The following is a 14,838-nucleotide window of genomic DNA, read 5'->3' as shown; positions in this document are numbered from 1 at the left end:
GCAACCCTTCTGAACTGCGATCGTAAGGAGAGTGCGAGGCTCCGGTGGCGTCGTTGGTGGCGCGGCACACGGGCCAGACGGCGGAGCCCGTTGCAGAGGCACGTGCGAGAGGCGGCGGGCGGATCAATGTGCGTTCACGCTCGCAAGTGCTGGGTACTCGCCGCTCGGCACGGCCCGATCATCAGGTGAGAGGCGACCATGACGACCTACGGCTACTTCCTCTCGTCCGAGGAGTTCACCCCGGCAGAATTGATCGCTCAAGCGCGCGCCGCGGAACAGGCCGGATTCACGGCGCTGGCGATTTCCGACCACTTTCACCCGTGGAACGACGAGCAAGGGGAGAGCTCCTTTGTGTGGTCGATGATCGGCGCCCTGTCCCAGGTGTGCTCGCTGCCGATCACTACGCTGGTCACCTGCCCCACCGTGCGGATGCATCCAGCCATCAACGCACAGGCCGCAGCAACCGCAGCCGTGCTGACGAGGGGCCGTTTCCGGTTCGGCCTGGGCACCGGTGAGGCGCTCAACGAGCACATCCTGGGAGACCCCTGGCCCGATGCGTCTGAGCGCATGGACATGCTGGAAGAAGCGGTGCAGCTGATGCGGAAGCTGTTCACCGGCGAACAGACCACGCACAAGGGTCGGCACTACACGGTGGAGAACGCCCGTCTCTACACGCTGCCGGCAGAGCCGCCGCCGCTCTACGTATCGGGCTTCGGGCCGCGTGCAGCCGAGTTGGCCGGCCGGATCGGCGACGGATTCGTGACGATGAGCCCGGACGAGGGCCTGGTCGGGCAGTTCCGCCGGGCCGGAGGCGGCCAGAAGCCCGTCATCGGGGGGTTGAAGGTCTGCTGGGCCGCGGACCGGGCGCAGGCCGTCAAGACCGTCCATCGGCTGTGGCCCAACCAGCAGCTTCCCGGCGAACTTGCTCAGCTCCTGCCTACTCCTGCGCACTTCGAGCAGGCTTCCACTCTGGTCACGGAGGAGATGATGGCCGACGCGGTCGTCTGCGGCGACGACAGGGATGCGCACCTGGGTGCCGTAACGCAATTCGCCGACGCCGGCTTCGACGAGGTCTATGTCAATCAGATCGGACCTGACCAGGAAGGCTTCTTCGACTTCTACCGCACCCGGATCCTTCCCCAATTGAACTGAACTGAGCCACGGCCGGCCGGCTTCGATCGGGCGGCAACTGGGCCCCAGAAGACGACGCGAGGGGTCCGGAGTCGGCTGCCGGACCCCTCGCTGTTGCGCGCATGAACCGGTGCGCGGCGCCCTGTTCAGCGCCGCGGCCTGCAAGCCGGGCGCAGTGCTGAACGGACGGAAGCGACCCGCGGGTGGGGGATGGGAGCCGCTTCGCTTTCATCGTGTCGCCGGACAAGGCGATCGGCGACGCGATGAGGTCGTTCGGGTGAGGACTACGTCGCGTTCGCGTGGGCAGGCGGTGCGTTCGCTGGTCAGCGCGATGAACGGTTGGCCCGACTGGGTCCCGGGGACTGCTGTGACCGTGCCGGCTCCCGTGGCGCAAAGGTGGGACGGGCACTGGTCAGAGACAACGCCCGACTGGACAGACATGGCCGCCGCCGACCAGCCGCGTCATGAAAGGCGGCCGACAGCCCAGCACTCGGACTGATCATTGTCGGTCTCGGCCTAGCGCAAGACCAGAACCCCAACTCGGCATCCGAGGCGACTAGTTGGTCGGTGACAGGCACAGGTTGCTGGGAGGCCGGGTTTGTGGGTGAGAGCTGGGGCAGGCGGGATTTTGTGCTGTGGACCGGAGGCGCGCCCAGCGGAGTAAGCCGTGCGGCCCGCAGCCGTCGTTGGTGGTCTGTGTAGCTCTCCTCTGTGCGGCGTGTCCCGTAGCTCTCGTTCGAGCCCGCCTCCGCTGTTTCTGGCGGTGGTCTGGACGCGCTGTTCAGGAGGGATCTCCGCGTGCAGACTGTGATGTCCGCTCGTCGCCCGCACACCGACAACGCCTCCAAGCCTCACAGTGCTCCATCCGTCCCCGTGGACCGCGGCGAGCAGTGACGCGACCTTGGTCCGCAACGCCCCGCAGGCGTTCCGGACCAAGGTCCCACTGGTCCGCGCGGTACCGAAAGGCGGCAGCCCGGAAGGGCGCGAAGCGTTGACGTTCCCGGCAGCGATGCACGGAACAGATCGCAAAGCCTTCCCGCTCCTTGAAGCTGGTGTAACCGCAGCGAGGCACGTGTGCGGTCCGTCTCCATGGAGCAACGTGCATCGAATGTGCGTCGTACTGGGACCGGCCATCTGAGGCACCCGCACTCGCGCGTGGCGTGAGTGTGATCCCGGGTCAGGGGGTGGTCGGCCTTTCCCGGTGTGCCGTACTGCCGGGTTCGAAGACTGTGAGTTCATCACGGCCGGTGAGGCGGTCCGGTGCCGGTGTCCCGACAGCGCCTCGCACGGTCCAGACGCGGCAGCTCCGGCCCGCTCAAGACGATCACCGCGATCAACGCGATCATGGGGCGCGTCACCGACCGGCGCGGCGACCTCTGCACGCCGACCGCCAGCCGTATCGTCCACAAGAACGCCCTGGTCGCCCTCGAAGACCTGCGGATCAAGAACATGTCGGCGTCGGCGTCCGGCACGATCGCCGGTCCCGGCCGCCAGGTCGTGCCGAAACGCGGTCTGAACCGGGCCATGCTCGACAAGGGCTGGCACCGCCTCGAACTCGCCCTCACCAACGCCGCACGGTACGTGGGCACACGCATGGCCAGCGAAGCAGGAACCCCTCAGCCGGGCGACCGGCCGAACCCCCGCATAGGGAATCCCCTCCTTTCGGAGGGGGAGGAAGTCAACCGTCCGGCAAGGCGTCGCAGGTCGGCGCCTTGTGGCGGGCCCAGGCGGCGCTGCGGTTGGGTGGCACGGGCCTGGCGGATGACTCTCATGCCCTGCTCGCCGGTGGTCCTGACGGGGCCGGGGCGGCCGGCAGGTGGCGGCGTTCGGTGGCCTGTCGGCTGGCGACGCCGAGGGCGTGGGTGAGATCGGCCCAGCTGGCGCCCGCGTCGCGGGCGGTTTCGACCGGGCCGGTCTCCCATCCGGTCGAGCTGCTCGCGGAGTTGTCGCAACAGCATCAGTGACCCGAGGGCCTGCTCTGGGCGCTGCATGGCATCGGAAGTGTCCGGGGCCTGCAGTCGGGCTTCGTGCAAGGCGTCGTCCATTGCGTTGAGGGCGGCCGCGGCGGCGAGCAGCGGCGCCGGGCTGTGGGTGTGTGCTGGTTGTGGACGGTTGGACGGCCGGGATCACAAACTCGCCGAGCTTGTCATCGCAATGACGACGTCATGTTTGTCATCCATTGGATGACGTGTTACAACGGTGTCAGTGAGGCGCATTGGCCGCAACTGCCTGAACCTGCTGGAGGTGTTTTCACGATGTTGATGCGTACTGACCCCTTCCGTGAGCTGGACCGGCTGACGCAGCAGCTGATGAGCCCGGGCACCTGGTCGAAGCCGTCGGCGATGCCGATGGACGCCTACCGCGAGGGCGACCAGTACGTGGTGGCCTTCGACCTTCCCGGCGTCACCGCGGACGCGATCGACATCGACGTCGAACGGAACATGCTCACTGTCAAGGCCGAGCGCCGGCCGGTGGCGAAGGCCGACGATGTGCAGATGGAACTGTCCGAACGGCCGCTGGGCGCCTTCTCCCGCCAGATCGTGCTCGCCGACACCCTCGACACCGAGCACATTGAGGCCGACTACGACGCGGGCGTGCTCACCCTGCGCATCCCGATCGCCGAGCGCGCCAAGCCCCGCAAGATCTCCATCGCCGTCGGGGCCGGCCACAAGGAGATCTCCGGCTGACACCGGCCTGACCGGCGCGGAGGACGGGCATCTGATCTCCCCCTCACCCCGCCCTCCGTGCCGCCTCCGGCGGTTTGAAGAACAAGAAAGGGGTGGCGGTCGAGATGACACTGCGACGCGAAGCGTTCCTCGATCACGTCAAGGAACGCGGTGAGTACGGCACTGTGGATGAAGCCGAGCGTGCGGCCCGTGTGGTACTCGCCCTGCTTGGCGCACACCTGGTCGGCGAAGTTCGCGCCCTGCTCGCGGCACGCCTGCCGGATGAATTCGCCCTGATCCTGCTCAACCCACTGCAAAGCGCCGAGCCGCTGCCGCCGGAGCGTTTCGTGCGGGCGACCGCGGCCTGGATCGAGGGCGCCACCGAGCAGACCGCTACCTGGGACGTCAGCGCCGTGCTGTCCACGGCCGCCGACGCCGCCGGCGACGACCTACTGGGGCAGATCCTGCTCCAGCTCCCCGCCGGCTACGACCTCCTCTTCGGCCGCCTCCAACCCACCTGACCACCAGTGGCGAGGCGGGCAGGTGGCACAGCCCTCTCGCCCCGGAAGCAGAAGGAAACGGGAGACCGTTCTCAGGCCGAGCCCCTCACACGCTGGTGATGTGACGGACCTTCCGGCAAGAAATGCCCGGAATACTGAGATCTGACCACGACTCAGAAATGGTGCATGAGCGTCCAGGGATCGGCGCAAGTCCTGCCTGAACGGATACGTCCGGGTACTTTTCGGCGCCGCATGTATCCGTCCAGGCAGGACCCCTTCACCGGCTGTGTCGCGAGCCGGGAGATCCGGCCGGTCCCTGCAGGGCAGTCCGTTCCGTGCCCGCCGGCAGCGCCCCCGCGGGAGCCGGCTGCCGGCGTCGGGCGAGGGACTCCCGGGCGGCCTCGCGCGGATGACGGCGCCGCCAGTACGGATTGTCGTGGGACAGCTTGCTCGACACGCGCCCGTACATGCCGAACGTCAGGATCACCAGGCCCATGACGAAGCTGAAGACGATGTTGGTCATGCCGAAGTCGAGGATGTTCGCGGGCCGGTCGAGGATGAAGACGTGGACGAATCCGCTGAGCAGGAACAGGGTTCCCACCGTCATGTTGAGCGTGGAGGCGATGTTGCCTCCGACGACGGCGCCGGCAATCAGGACCACACCGACGAACACGGAGATCAGGCTCAGGGCGCCGTTGGTCGACATGCCCGCGACGTTCCCGTTCGTGTCGAACGGACTGAGCTCGTCGGCGAAGCCGAGGCTGCCGAAGACGAGCAGGACCACCCCGCAAAACGCGGAACCCCACCGGTAGACGCTGGCCAGGTGGTGGTCGATTGGAAGTTCGTCTTGAAGCTTCATCGCTCGTCTCCTCTTCATATGAAGTAGCTTTTGGCGTACCTGATCGTCGGGCTGGCCTGACGATCAGCCGTCCGCTTGGAGGGGCCGCGCACGGGGGCGGTCCTCGCCGACCTCTTGGAGGCAACGGTTCAGCCCGTGCAGCCCGCGACGGGTGTGGCTCTTGACAGTTCCCAGTGGCAAGCCGGTGACCTGGGCAATCTGGGTCTGTGTGAGGTCGTTGTAGTAGGCGAGGCTGAGCACGTGCCGCTGGACCGCCGGGAGCTTCGACAGCTCGTGACGTATAAGCACGCGGTCCAGCACCGCGTCGGGCTCACTGGGGCGATCCCGCGTGCTCACGACGGCCCCCGCTGCCGCCACCAGGTCGGCCCGGCGTGTCCTGGCGTGCAACGCGTCGGCGATCTTGCGCCGGGTGATTCCGACGATCCACGCGCCCAGGGCGCCACGTTCGGGTGTGAAGCCGGCCCGCCCCCGCCACGCGGCGAGGAACACCACCTGCCTGACGTCCTCCGCCTCGGCCGTGTCGCCGAGAGAGCGCCACGCCAGGGTGTACACCAGGCCACCCCATCGGTTGTACGCCCCGGACAGGGCCTGCTCGTCGCCCCGGGCGAACGCCGAGGCGAGTTCCTTCTCACGAAGAGACTCCTGAACGGGAGCCGCGAGCGGCGCACCCTCCAGGGGCTGCTCTGTCATCTGCTGTGAGGTCATGGCGACTGCTCCTCGAACAGGGCGGATCACGCCATTCCTCCGACGGAGGCGACCACTGCAGGGCCGTGCCGTCTGGTGTGCCTGGCGCATCGGTTCGCGCGGGGCGATTCCCGCTCTGCCACCATCCGAAATATCGATGCAGCAGGCAACACGCATCGACTGTGCATCGTATTTGTGATCTCTTGGCGGGCGCCGACTCCTGGTCACGAGGGATGAGCACGGCCTCGCGGGGTAGTACCGCTCATCCGCGTGAAGAAGCGATACAGACAACTGCGCCGCACGCACGTGAGTCGTGGGCGTGAGCCCTCGTCAGGGTCGGTCAGCCTTCCTCACCGCGCCGTACTGCCGGGCCAGCGCATTCGCCATCACATCGATCGAGTAGCGGGCGGTGACAACGTCGCGCCCCGCTCGGGCGAAACGCCTTCGGTCCCTCTCGGGCAGGGCCGCCATTCTGCGCAGTCCCTTCGCCAAGCCGGCCGTACTCGATGTGTCGAGCAGGATGCCGTTCACACCGTCCCGCAGGTAGTGCGTGACCCCGCCCCGGCCCGGCCCTGCCGCCGGCAGTCCCGCCTCCATCGCCTCCAGGACGGCGATCCCGAACTCCTCTTTGACACTGGGACACACGTACCAGGCCCGTGGGCCGTTCTCCGGGTCCGCAAGGGCTCGTTGCAGTCGGCGGACGCTCTCGTTGGGCAGCGCCGGAAGGAGCGCGAAGCGGGACCGCGCTCGCGGGTGGCCGAGCAGAAGGGAACGGATTCGAGCGCGCATGGCGTTCTCGGCGGCTGTGCCTGGCGGCGGACCGCCGCCGATCAGCACCAAGGTGGTCGTCATGTACGCCTCCGTGGCCAGCCAAGCTTGGACCAGAAGGTCTTGCTGCTTCACCGGATGCAGACGGCCCACATTGAGCAGCAACGGGAGGTGGCGCTCTGCAGGGTCCAGGGCGTGCGACCGATGCCCGCCGGCGTACAGCGCGGACAAAAGCGCCTCACGCTGCTCGCCCTCGTCGGGAGCAGGGCGATAGGGGGCGATGCCCTCGGGGATCGCGGACGGCCCCGTACCGTCGTTCAGCCCGGCCAACACCGGGAAATGCCGTACGAGCTCCTGCGTGCCGCCCTGCCCGGGAATGGCCACGACCGCATCCGCGCGGTCGACCAGACGGTCTGCGACGAAGATACGGTGCAGGTCGTGGCGGAGTTCCTCCGCGGCCCCTGCGTCGAGGAAGGGGGCGCGGTGGGCATGGCGGTCGGCCAGGTGCCGGTGCGGGTCGGGAGCGGCGGTGAAGACCAGACGCGCACCGACCCGTGCCGCCGCCTGCGCCATGGCCAGACTGCCGTCGTCCGCGTAGCGCACATGCAATATGTCGAGTGGTCGCGTCATGTTGCCCAGCAGCAGTGCTGCCCACCAGGCGAGCGCCGGGCGGTGAAGGGCGATGCCGGATGGTGACGGTGGCCCTGCGGAGTCGACGGGAAGCCGCAGTACCCAATGGCCGGGGGCGCGCTCAAAGGCCGTGCGAGGATCCCGTTCGAGATCGTCATGTCCGGCCGTGACCAGAGTGACGACGCCCGCGATTCCTTCTGCGACGGCGAGCCGGTCACCGAGCCCGCCGAGCAACACCGAGAGCCCGCCGCTCAGCCCCTCGCCAGGTCTGTCCAACCGGCCCAAGAGCATTGTCTGCGCGATGAGCTTGCCCGGGCGGGCATCGTCCCAGTCGATGGGCACGGTGGGAGGCACGATCAGCAGCCGCTCGTAGACATCCTCCGCCGCAGAGGGGTCGGGAAGTCGTCCGGGGCCGTCAGGGAGCAGGTACAGATAACGCCAGGCGGCGTGGCGTACCGTCCGGTCCTTCGTCGAGTCCGCCAGCTCGGCGGCCTCAGAGGCGGTAAGGGGACACAGCTCGGCCGCTACCGCCAGGTTCAGGAAGAACGCTGAAGTGGCCGTGTCCGATGCGGTCATCAGCAGGTTCCGCAAAAGTGCCTCGGCGTGTTCCCTGCCGTGCCACTGCACCGCTCCTGGCCACATCTCGGCGACGACTGCCTCGAGGCGCGGGCCACCTCGGGTGTGGGCGAGGAGTGCCTCTGGACTCAGCGGTACGGCGAGCCTGCACGCCCTGCGCAAGGACGCGACGGCGGCGTCGTTCCGGTCGAGTGTCGGTTCACCGCTTGCTGTCACGAGCCACGGCAGCGGCCCGTACTCAGCCTCCATCAGCTGCAGCAGTTCGCTGCCCACGGAGGCCCGTACCTCAGCGCTCCGGTACGCTCTGGTGCCCGCGGAGCTGGCGAAGAACCGCTCCCGCGCCGCCACCAGAGGGTCGGAGTCGACGGGTTCGATGACGCCGGCCGGCCGCACGGGCGCCACGGTGTGTGCCGAGGAGACGGTGGACATGATCATCCTTATCTGGATGTCTGAGAGCTGACCACCGTGTTTCACCGCCCGACCACTGAGCGGATGCACCCTTGGGCGACGGCTCACGACACGGATTCCGTACCGCGAGCGTGGTTACGATGCTGTCCTCCGCACCCGGGCCGCTGGGCGCGCAGGGACCGAAGGGGATTCATGCCACGCATCGTGGTCGTCAGTCCACCGTTCCTGTCGCATGCCCGACCGCTGGCCGAGCTCAGCCGGGCACTGCGGGAGAACGGCGCGGAGGTCTGGTTCGCCTGCACCCCATCCTTCGAGTGGCTGGCCAGGGACGCGGCTGCCCACTTCGTGCCCCTGGCGGTGACCAGGAACGCCAACACCGGTGTCGCGGAGGAGACGCACCAGGACGCCGAGGAGGCGGCCCGCCTCGTCGAATTCCTCGAAGCGACGCGCCAGGGCCCGGTGCGCACCCTGGTCACTCAGGCGCGTCACCGGCGAAGCGACATGCTGGCCGACCCGGACGGCGTACTCGACGAACTGGCCGCCCTGGACTCGCGACTGAGGCCCGACTGGTACCTGGTCGACCAGCTCAGCTATCCCGTGACGCTCGCACTGCACTGCCTGGGAGTGCCGTACGCGACGTTCTGCCCCGGACACCCCAGCTATGTTCTGTCCGGACCGGACGCCTACTTCGGGGTGCCCTACGACTGGCCCCACGCGCTGTGTCCCGGCCCCGCGGAACTGCCCGAACTCCTGTCCGCCGCGCGAGAGAACGACAGGCTGTTCACCGCATTGTTCGGCGAATTCGTCCATCGGCGCGCCCAGGACCGGCCGACCCCCGCCAGGGCGTTCGGCCTGACGTCGCCCTACGCGGTCCTCTACTCCTATCCGGCGTTTCCCTGGCTCCCCCGCCCGGCGCCGGGCCCGGTGTCCCTCTTCGCCGGCCACACCGTGACGCCTTCCTCGCGCCTGGACGATGCATGGCGCAAACGCCTTGAAGCGCTTCGGGGGGAGGGCCGGCGCATCGTTCTCGTGGCCCTCGGCACCTTCCTGTCCGCTCGGGACGACGTGCTGCGCACTGTCGTGCACGGCGTACTGGACCACATGCAGGACGCCGCGGTCGTCGTCGCGGCGGGCGGGCGGTCCCACCGACTTGCAGACCTGGCGGGAGAGCGGGCCGCGGTGATGCCGTCGGTGCCCCAGCAGGCGTTGCTCGAACACGTCGACCTGATGGTCCACCACGGCGGCAACAACTCTTTCACGGAGTGCGTCCGGGCGGGCGTCCCGGCCCTGGTCCTGCCCTTTTCCAGCGATCAGTTCTCCGTCGCACGCGACGCGGAGCGCTCGGGCGCGGGTGTGGTCGCCGATCCGAACGCCGCAGGGCCGGCCGAGATCGGTGACGCCCTCGAGGCATTGTCGATCACGGCCGGCCCACGGGTTGCCGAGCTGGCCGACCAGGTCTGTGAGCGCGGGCCCCGATGGGGTGCCGAGCGCCTGCTCGCGGTCATGCGGGAGCGGGCACCGGTTCGGTCAGCGTGACGGCCATGGTCGCGGACGCATCAGGTGCGGATTGAGGAAGGACAGGGCGGCTGGCGGAAACGCCATGGCGGCCATTGCGTTGACGGTGAACAGGTGCTCGGCGATGGCTTCGCATCGACTCGGCCGGTGCGAAGGCGGCGCCGCCGACGCAGAGGGCGACATGTCCAACCCACCGGGTCGGTCGGCGGCCCAGGGCACCGTGCTTGCGCACTGTGCGAGGTCGTAGGCGGCGAATGCGTGGACAGGGGCGTCACCGCAAGCCTGGGAGACGCGGGGCGAGACGTTTCTGGTCGCGGCCTGCGACGGCCACGGCGGCTCCCAGCTCGTGCGGCCCGCAGAGTCAGAGCGGTGCCGAGGACTCCCGTGGCGGAACCACGATCCCGGCATGGCTGATGAGCAGCCCCCACCTGCCGTTCCCCGGATGGACCCTGCACCCCACTGACGGGGACGCACGGCCCGCCACCGTCACCCCGACCAGCACCCCCTTATCCGCGTTCAGCAGAGCCAGTTCACCCAAGCGGGCAGGACCGGGCAGCAAACAATGCGCCTCATTCCAGGGAATGCCGGTGTGCTCGACCGCGGAGCAAAGTATGTGCCCTTCTCCTCGCATCCAGGAGAGCCACGAGGCCGGAAAAGGGGTCAAAGCACCTCCAAATAGGGTGCTGATCTCACTGGCGAGAGGAAAACTCATGATCGTGAAGAAGCTGCACGAGGCGGGCGTCGAGAGTGAGCACGCCTACGCCGCGGCCTTCGGCTCCATCGGCCTTTCGCTCGTCTCGTGGCTGGCGTCCAACAAGCAGGAGAATCTGGAGCGGGCCGACCGCTGGGGAATCTTCGTGGGGGAGTGGGCGCCCACCTTCTTCGCCCTCGGGCTTGCGCTGGCCAACTACGAGAAGAGCGATTCCGCGGGGGTCGACCGCTGACCGACCGGGTACACCGCCTCAACCCGAAGCAGAGGAAGCCCGGCTTCCTACCCGCCGCCCGGCCTGCCCCAGCAGGGCTGGGGGCCTCTGCGGGCATCCGCAGCAGCAGCCCATCGAACTCGCGGAAGAAGAGGAGGCATCCGGAGCCCAGTCACGGCCTCGATGGCCGCTCAGACCGGGGCCGATGCCGGTCCGTCTGACACCTGCACGTTCCGTTCAACAGGGGCAGTCGGCCGGGGCGCCGGACCGGGAACGTACCGGAACGCAGAAGGGACTGTGGCGAGCGCGGCGGCTCGCCATTTCTCGGAGAGGCCGCAGCGTGGGTCAAACGGAAGCGGACCGGGGCGGGTGCGGCGACGTCCTGCCTCTCGCGCGGGCGGTCGGCCCGCGCAACGGGCGTTGGGTGGCCTCGGGTACGACCCTTGCAGGCCGTGCGTCCATCCGGTCAACACGGGGCGAAACAGAGCAACATGACGGGCGCCGCCCGCGTCTGCGATCTGCGCAAGCCTGGCTCGCCGATCGAGAAGACGATGATGCGGGACATGATTACCTGGAGACGAGCTCGGTGACGGTACTGCTCAGCAGTGACAGTGACATCAAGGACGTTCCGGCCAAGCAGTGCATGAAGCCCGGTACACCGCCGGCATGGGACGACCTGGGGCTGCAGTCGATGTCGGCGATGCTGGTCGAATCGCTGAGCCGACGCGGAAGCCGCTACTACGAAGCCCTGTGTCAATGGCCTCGATGGCATGCGCTGAACGAGCGCGCGCTCGCGGTGACGCATCATCCCCTGCTCATGGCTGAGTCGACCCGTCAGCTCGCCGCCGTCCTGGAGCTGTTGTATCTCCAGGACGCCGGAGTCGGCCGACTCCAGCCTTCCGCGGTGAGCCTGGGAGTAGACCCCAGAACGCAACCGATCGAGCGCGGTGCCGCGACGCACGTACTGGTACGCGTCACGGTCAGTGATCTCGTCGCAAGAGAGGGCGCTGTCGCCGCGTATTGCCTGACCGCCGAATTCTTTGGCGCCGGCACACGCTTCGGCACCTGCCGCATGATGCTGGTCCACGCCTCATGCCCTGGAACGGAAGCGGCCTCAACACCACTGCCTCTCAGCCTTCTGCGTCCCGCCCCGGCAGCCGTGGGAGCTTCAGCCGAACCGGACGTGCTGATCGCGCGTGGAGCACAGGGGCGACTCGTGATTGCCCCCTGCGACCCTGGACACCCCGTGCTCCTCCCCGGCCGCCCTGCGCTGCTGCCGGCACTAGCGGTCATGGAGGCCGGGAGGCAGGCGACACTGCTCTATCAGGGAGCACTGCCGTCCGCTGTGGTCGGCATTGCGGTGCGACTTGACGCGCCGGTGCCAAGCCTAGGGGCTGTCATGGAGGTGGTCGCCAGGAACGGCGCCTCGCGCTTCGTTGTTAAGGTCGGTGAGCAGACTCCAGCCGCGGGCACGGTCACCTTGTTGCGCCCCTGAACGTGGCCCTGGCCTGCTGAGTCGATCATCAACTCACTTGAGCCAGAAGCCCGTTCGAGCATGTCCGACCCCGGGAACGGATAGAGAACAGGCAGCTAGTTTTCCAACGTGGCAATCATCTGGAGCGCTTCGGTCAGGTGCTGCGGACGGAGTAGTCCTGGCTCCGAGCACCCGTCCCAGCCGGGCCCGCTCAGCAGAACATGGTTCTGCCTGTGTGATCCCCGCGCTGTCGAGCGTCTCGCGGCGACGTGACTGGCCAGCGGGAGGTTCACCGTGGACCGAGACTGAGACCACAGGACTACTGCCGAAGGGCCCACGCGACTGACTGCCGCCATGAGTGCCTCTGGCGGAACGGCCCCACCGAGCATCAAGACCGGCACTGCCTTTTCCGCCAGCACCGCACTGAGCGCCTCCAGGGGGAGGGTATGCGTCTCACCTGGCACGCCGGCAAGCAGAACGTGCGAGATGTCGTCCCGTCGATATCCCATCGAGGAGGCATACACACCCCGCAGAGTGGCGGAGATGTGCCAGGACAGGAGGTGCTCGATTTCGATGTAGCGATCGCCAGACGACTCCCACTTGCGTCCTGCCGCCTGCAGGGTCGGTACCATCACCTCTTCCCATGCCGTGGTGAGGCCGTGTGTCAGGACCGCGGCCGTCAACTGTTTCTGTACGGCGAGAGCGTTCAGACGTACAGCGGCCCGCGCCAGCCCCCGACATTCCTGGCGCACGTTGCTGCCCAACGGCATTCCGGTACCCGACCTCGAAGCGCCCCTTTTGGGAGGTGGAGGCGACGTCACCGACGATCGCTCCGCGCTTTCGAGTCCGGCAGGCTGCGAGGTGGTGGCCGTGGAAGCCGCGACCGCCCGACGGAGCGCGGCCACCTTCTTCGCGGCGCCGGCGGCCTCTGCGGGAGGCATGCCCTCTGCAGTCAGTCTGCACATCTCCTCGACCATGGCGACATCTTCGGGTGACCACCGGCGATGCCGGCCGTCCGTTCGCACCGCCGGTCCTAGACCATATCGCCGATCCCATGAGCGCAGCGTCGTGGGCGACACCCCAACCTTCCGCGCCAGAAAGCCTGTGCTCACTCCCGGATCTGTGGCCCTCCCCCTCTCATGGGCACTCAGTTCCATGGGTCTTCGGAGTCACTGCGGGCGGGGGCTATGCAGGAATCGCGATCCGCCCGTGGCAGGATCGTGCTGGCATCGGCAGCAGGTCATCACAGAGCCTCCTCGATTTCGGAACCGCTCCGCTGGTACAGCCTCTTCGGCAATGCGTTGTTGGATGGATGCAGTGTCCGAGTGATCACCGAGTCCGCCCCGCTGTCCAACGGCACCGACGGCGGCACCACTGTCCACCGCCTCTGGTCGGCCACCGGCACCGGTACCGACACCGGCACCTGCAAGGGGCGACCGGAGTGGGCCGACCTCACCTGCTCGAACGCGACCGCGGAAACGAGCAGCGCGGGCACCGCCACCATCGAGGCGGAGGACAGTTGAACCGAATGCCCTGGCGGCCTCAGCCCGGACGGTGCGACAGAGCACGGCGAGCCGGCCCACCAGCAGCTCTGCCCCTGCAGCAAGGCCGGTTCGCCGCCGAAGACTCTGCGTGATGCGCCTGGGGGACCACCATGCAGTACCGCACCCGCGTGACCAGCCGAATTCACAACTGGATGAGAAATCAGCACTGTTGTGGTGCACGCGGGAGAACCGGGTGCTCGTTGGCAAAGGGAAGAGTGCGGCATGGAGCCTGTGATCGTGGGAGCGGTGGAGGAGACACTTGCCAACCCTGCCGAACGGCTTGTCGGCGAACTCCACAACATTCGGGAACTGTTGGACGAAGAACACGCTCCAACCGTCGAAGCTCTCGAAACCGCCGGCCGCTCATACCTGTTCGGGGTCAACGCCATCGCCCAGGCCCTGATCGACGATCTGGCCCGCGGCTGCGAAGCGGCCATTGCTCTGTCGAAGGCTGTCGCCGAAGTCGAGCGGGCCAGCAACGATTTCGTCGGCGCAGATCTCACCAACGCCCATCTGGACGGGCTGCTGCTGGACGGAATCCTCTGGGACGACACGACCCGGTGGCCACCCCAGTGGGAGATGCGTGTGCGCCGCGCGTCACTCCTCTGCGACGAAGAGGAAGGAATCCGTGTTGTGGCCGCGGAAGGTTCTGACACCATCGTCCACGCCGAGGCGTAGCAGATCTCGCCGCGGAGTCGGAGGGAACCGGTTCGTCGCTACGGTGATCGCCGCGGCAATGTTCCTCGGTCCTTCTCGGTCGCGGTTGGTTTCTGGGCTCTCAGGGGTAGGCGGCGGCCTTCGAAGAAGCGGAGGCGTGCGGGGGACGCCAGCACCCTGCACCCGCAGCCCGCCCGCCACTGCCACAGGCTGATGCTCCTGCCGGACCCACCCTAGGTCGTCGCCGTGCCCGGAGATTGTCCCCACTTTCTGGCGCATGCGGATGACAGCGCCCATCCAGGTGATCAGCGGGCGGACGTGGTCGACCGCGGTCAAGCGGACCCGGCCAGTCCCGTCCCATCCGCTCGGCCGGCCGCCGGTAGAACGACCCGTCGGGGGGGGGGGGGCCCCCCCCCCGCCCCCCCCCCGGGGCCCCCAACCAAAACACCTGTGTTAGGACCCTGGGGGGGTTGAGGCCGGGGTGTGGTGGCCAGCGGAGGTGG

Annotated in this window: 12 protein-coding genes; 8 read left to right on the top strand and 4 right to left on the bottom strand. The window is 68.0% G+C overall.

What is annotated here, in order from left to right:
- The first annotated feature begins 198 nt into the window (after positions 1 to 198).
- From ACFYYF_RS13635 to ACFYYF_RS13625, 3 genes are all read left to right on the top strand, one after another.
- The gene (locus ACFYYF_RS13635; protein WP_388774902.1) at positions 199 to 1,152 is read left to right on the top strand and encodes a TIGR03557 family F420-dependent LLM class oxidoreductase; all 954 of its coding nucleotides are present in this window, start codon (positions 199 to 201) and stop codon (positions 1,150 to 1,152) included.
- 2,234 nt (positions 1,153 to 3,386) lie between these two features.
- Positions 3,387 to 3,818 carry an Hsp20/alpha crystallin family protein gene (locus ACFYYF_RS13630; protein ID WP_388774899.1) on the top strand — a complete coding sequence of 144 codons (432 nt, stop codon included), beginning with the start codon at positions 3,387 to 3,389 and terminating at the stop codon, positions 3,816 to 3,818.
- 104 nt (positions 3,819 to 3,922) lie between these two features.
- The gene (locus tag ACFYYF_RS13625) at positions 3,923 to 4,318 is read left to right on the top strand and encodes a DUF2267 domain-containing protein (protein WP_388775711.1); all 396 of its coding nucleotides are present in this window, start codon (positions 3,923 to 3,925) and stop codon (positions 4,316 to 4,318) included.
- A gap of 256 nt (positions 4,319 to 4,574) precedes the next feature.
- Here ACFYYF_RS13625 and ACFYYF_RS13620 read toward each other — a convergent pair whose 3' ends face one another.
- The 3 genes from ACFYYF_RS13620 to ACFYYF_RS13610 form a co-directional block, all read right to left on the bottom strand.
- The gene (locus ACFYYF_RS13620; protein WP_388774897.1) at positions 4,575 to 5,156 is read right to left on the bottom strand and encodes a DUF4383 domain-containing protein; all 582 of its coding nucleotides are present in this window, start codon (positions 5,154 to 5,156) and stop codon (positions 4,575 to 4,577) included.
- A gap of 63 nt (positions 5,157 to 5,219) precedes the next feature.
- The gene (locus ACFYYF_RS13615) at positions 5,220 to 5,861 is read right to left on the bottom strand and encodes a sigma-70 family RNA polymerase sigma factor (RefSeq protein WP_388774895.1); all 642 of its coding nucleotides are present in this window, start codon (positions 5,859 to 5,861) and stop codon (positions 5,220 to 5,222) included.
- 309 nt (positions 5,862 to 6,170) lie between these two features.
- Positions 6,171 to 8,087, bottom strand: coding sequence for a glycosyltransferase family 4 protein (locus tag ACFYYF_RS13610; protein WP_388774892.1), 1,917 nt, complete (start codon positions 8,085 to 8,087; stop codon positions 6,171 to 6,173).
- A gap of 327 nt (positions 8,088 to 8,414) precedes the next feature.
- On the opposite strand from ACFYYF_RS13610, the gene ACFYYF_RS13605 reads away from it, so the two are divergent.
- The 3 genes from ACFYYF_RS13605 (at position 8,415) to ACFYYF_RS13595 (ending at position 12,155) form a co-directional block, all read left to right on the top strand.
- On the top strand, positions 8,415 to 9,758 hold the full coding sequence (locus tag ACFYYF_RS13605) for a glycosyltransferase (protein ID WP_388774890.1): 1,344 nt from the start codon (positions 8,415 to 8,417) through the stop codon (positions 9,756 to 9,758).
- Positions 9,759 to 10,447: 689 nt separating this feature from the next.
- On the top strand, positions 10,448 to 10,681 hold the full coding sequence (locus ACFYYF_RS13600) for a hypothetical protein (protein ID WP_388774887.1): 234 nt from the start codon (positions 10,448 to 10,450) through the stop codon (positions 10,679 to 10,681).
- 565 nt (positions 10,682 to 11,246) lie between these two features.
- Entirely contained in the window at positions 11,247 to 12,155 is a 909-nt protein-coding gene (locus ACFYYF_RS13595) for a hypothetical protein (RefSeq protein ID WP_388774885.1), read from the top strand.
- Between the two features lie 95 nt (positions 12,156 to 12,250).
- On the opposite strand, the gene ACFYYF_RS13590 is transcribed toward ACFYYF_RS13595, so the two are convergent.
- Positions 12,251 to 13,291 carry a MerR family transcriptional regulator gene (locus ACFYYF_RS13590; protein ID WP_388774882.1) on the bottom strand — a complete coding sequence of 347 codons (1,041 nt, stop codon included), beginning with the start codon at positions 13,289 to 13,291 and terminating at the stop codon, positions 12,251 to 12,253.
- A 168-nt stretch (positions 13,292 to 13,459) separates the two neighbouring features.
- On the opposite strand from ACFYYF_RS13590, the gene ACFYYF_RS13585 reads away from it, so the two are divergent.
- The gene (locus tag ACFYYF_RS13585; protein ID WP_388774880.1) at positions 13,460 to 13,657 is read left to right on the top strand and encodes a hypothetical protein; all 198 of its coding nucleotides are present in this window, start codon (positions 13,460 to 13,462) and stop codon (positions 13,655 to 13,657) included.
- 243 nt (positions 13,658 to 13,900) lie between these two features.
- Complete coding sequence (locus ACFYYF_RS13580) at positions 13,901 to 14,356, top strand: hypothetical protein (RefSeq protein ID WP_388774877.1); 456 nt, start codon at positions 13,901 to 13,903, stop codon at positions 14,354 to 14,356.
- The last annotated feature ends 482 nt before the right edge of the window (positions 14,357 to 14,838 follow it).

The sequence above is a fragment of the Streptomyces sp. NPDC001914 genome, from assembly GCF_042891215.1.
In the GTDB taxonomy this organism is placed as follows: Bacteria; Actinomycetota; Actinomycetes; order Streptomycetales; family Streptomycetaceae; genus Streptomyces.
This window is presented reverse-complemented; position numbering and strand designations above follow the sequence as displayed.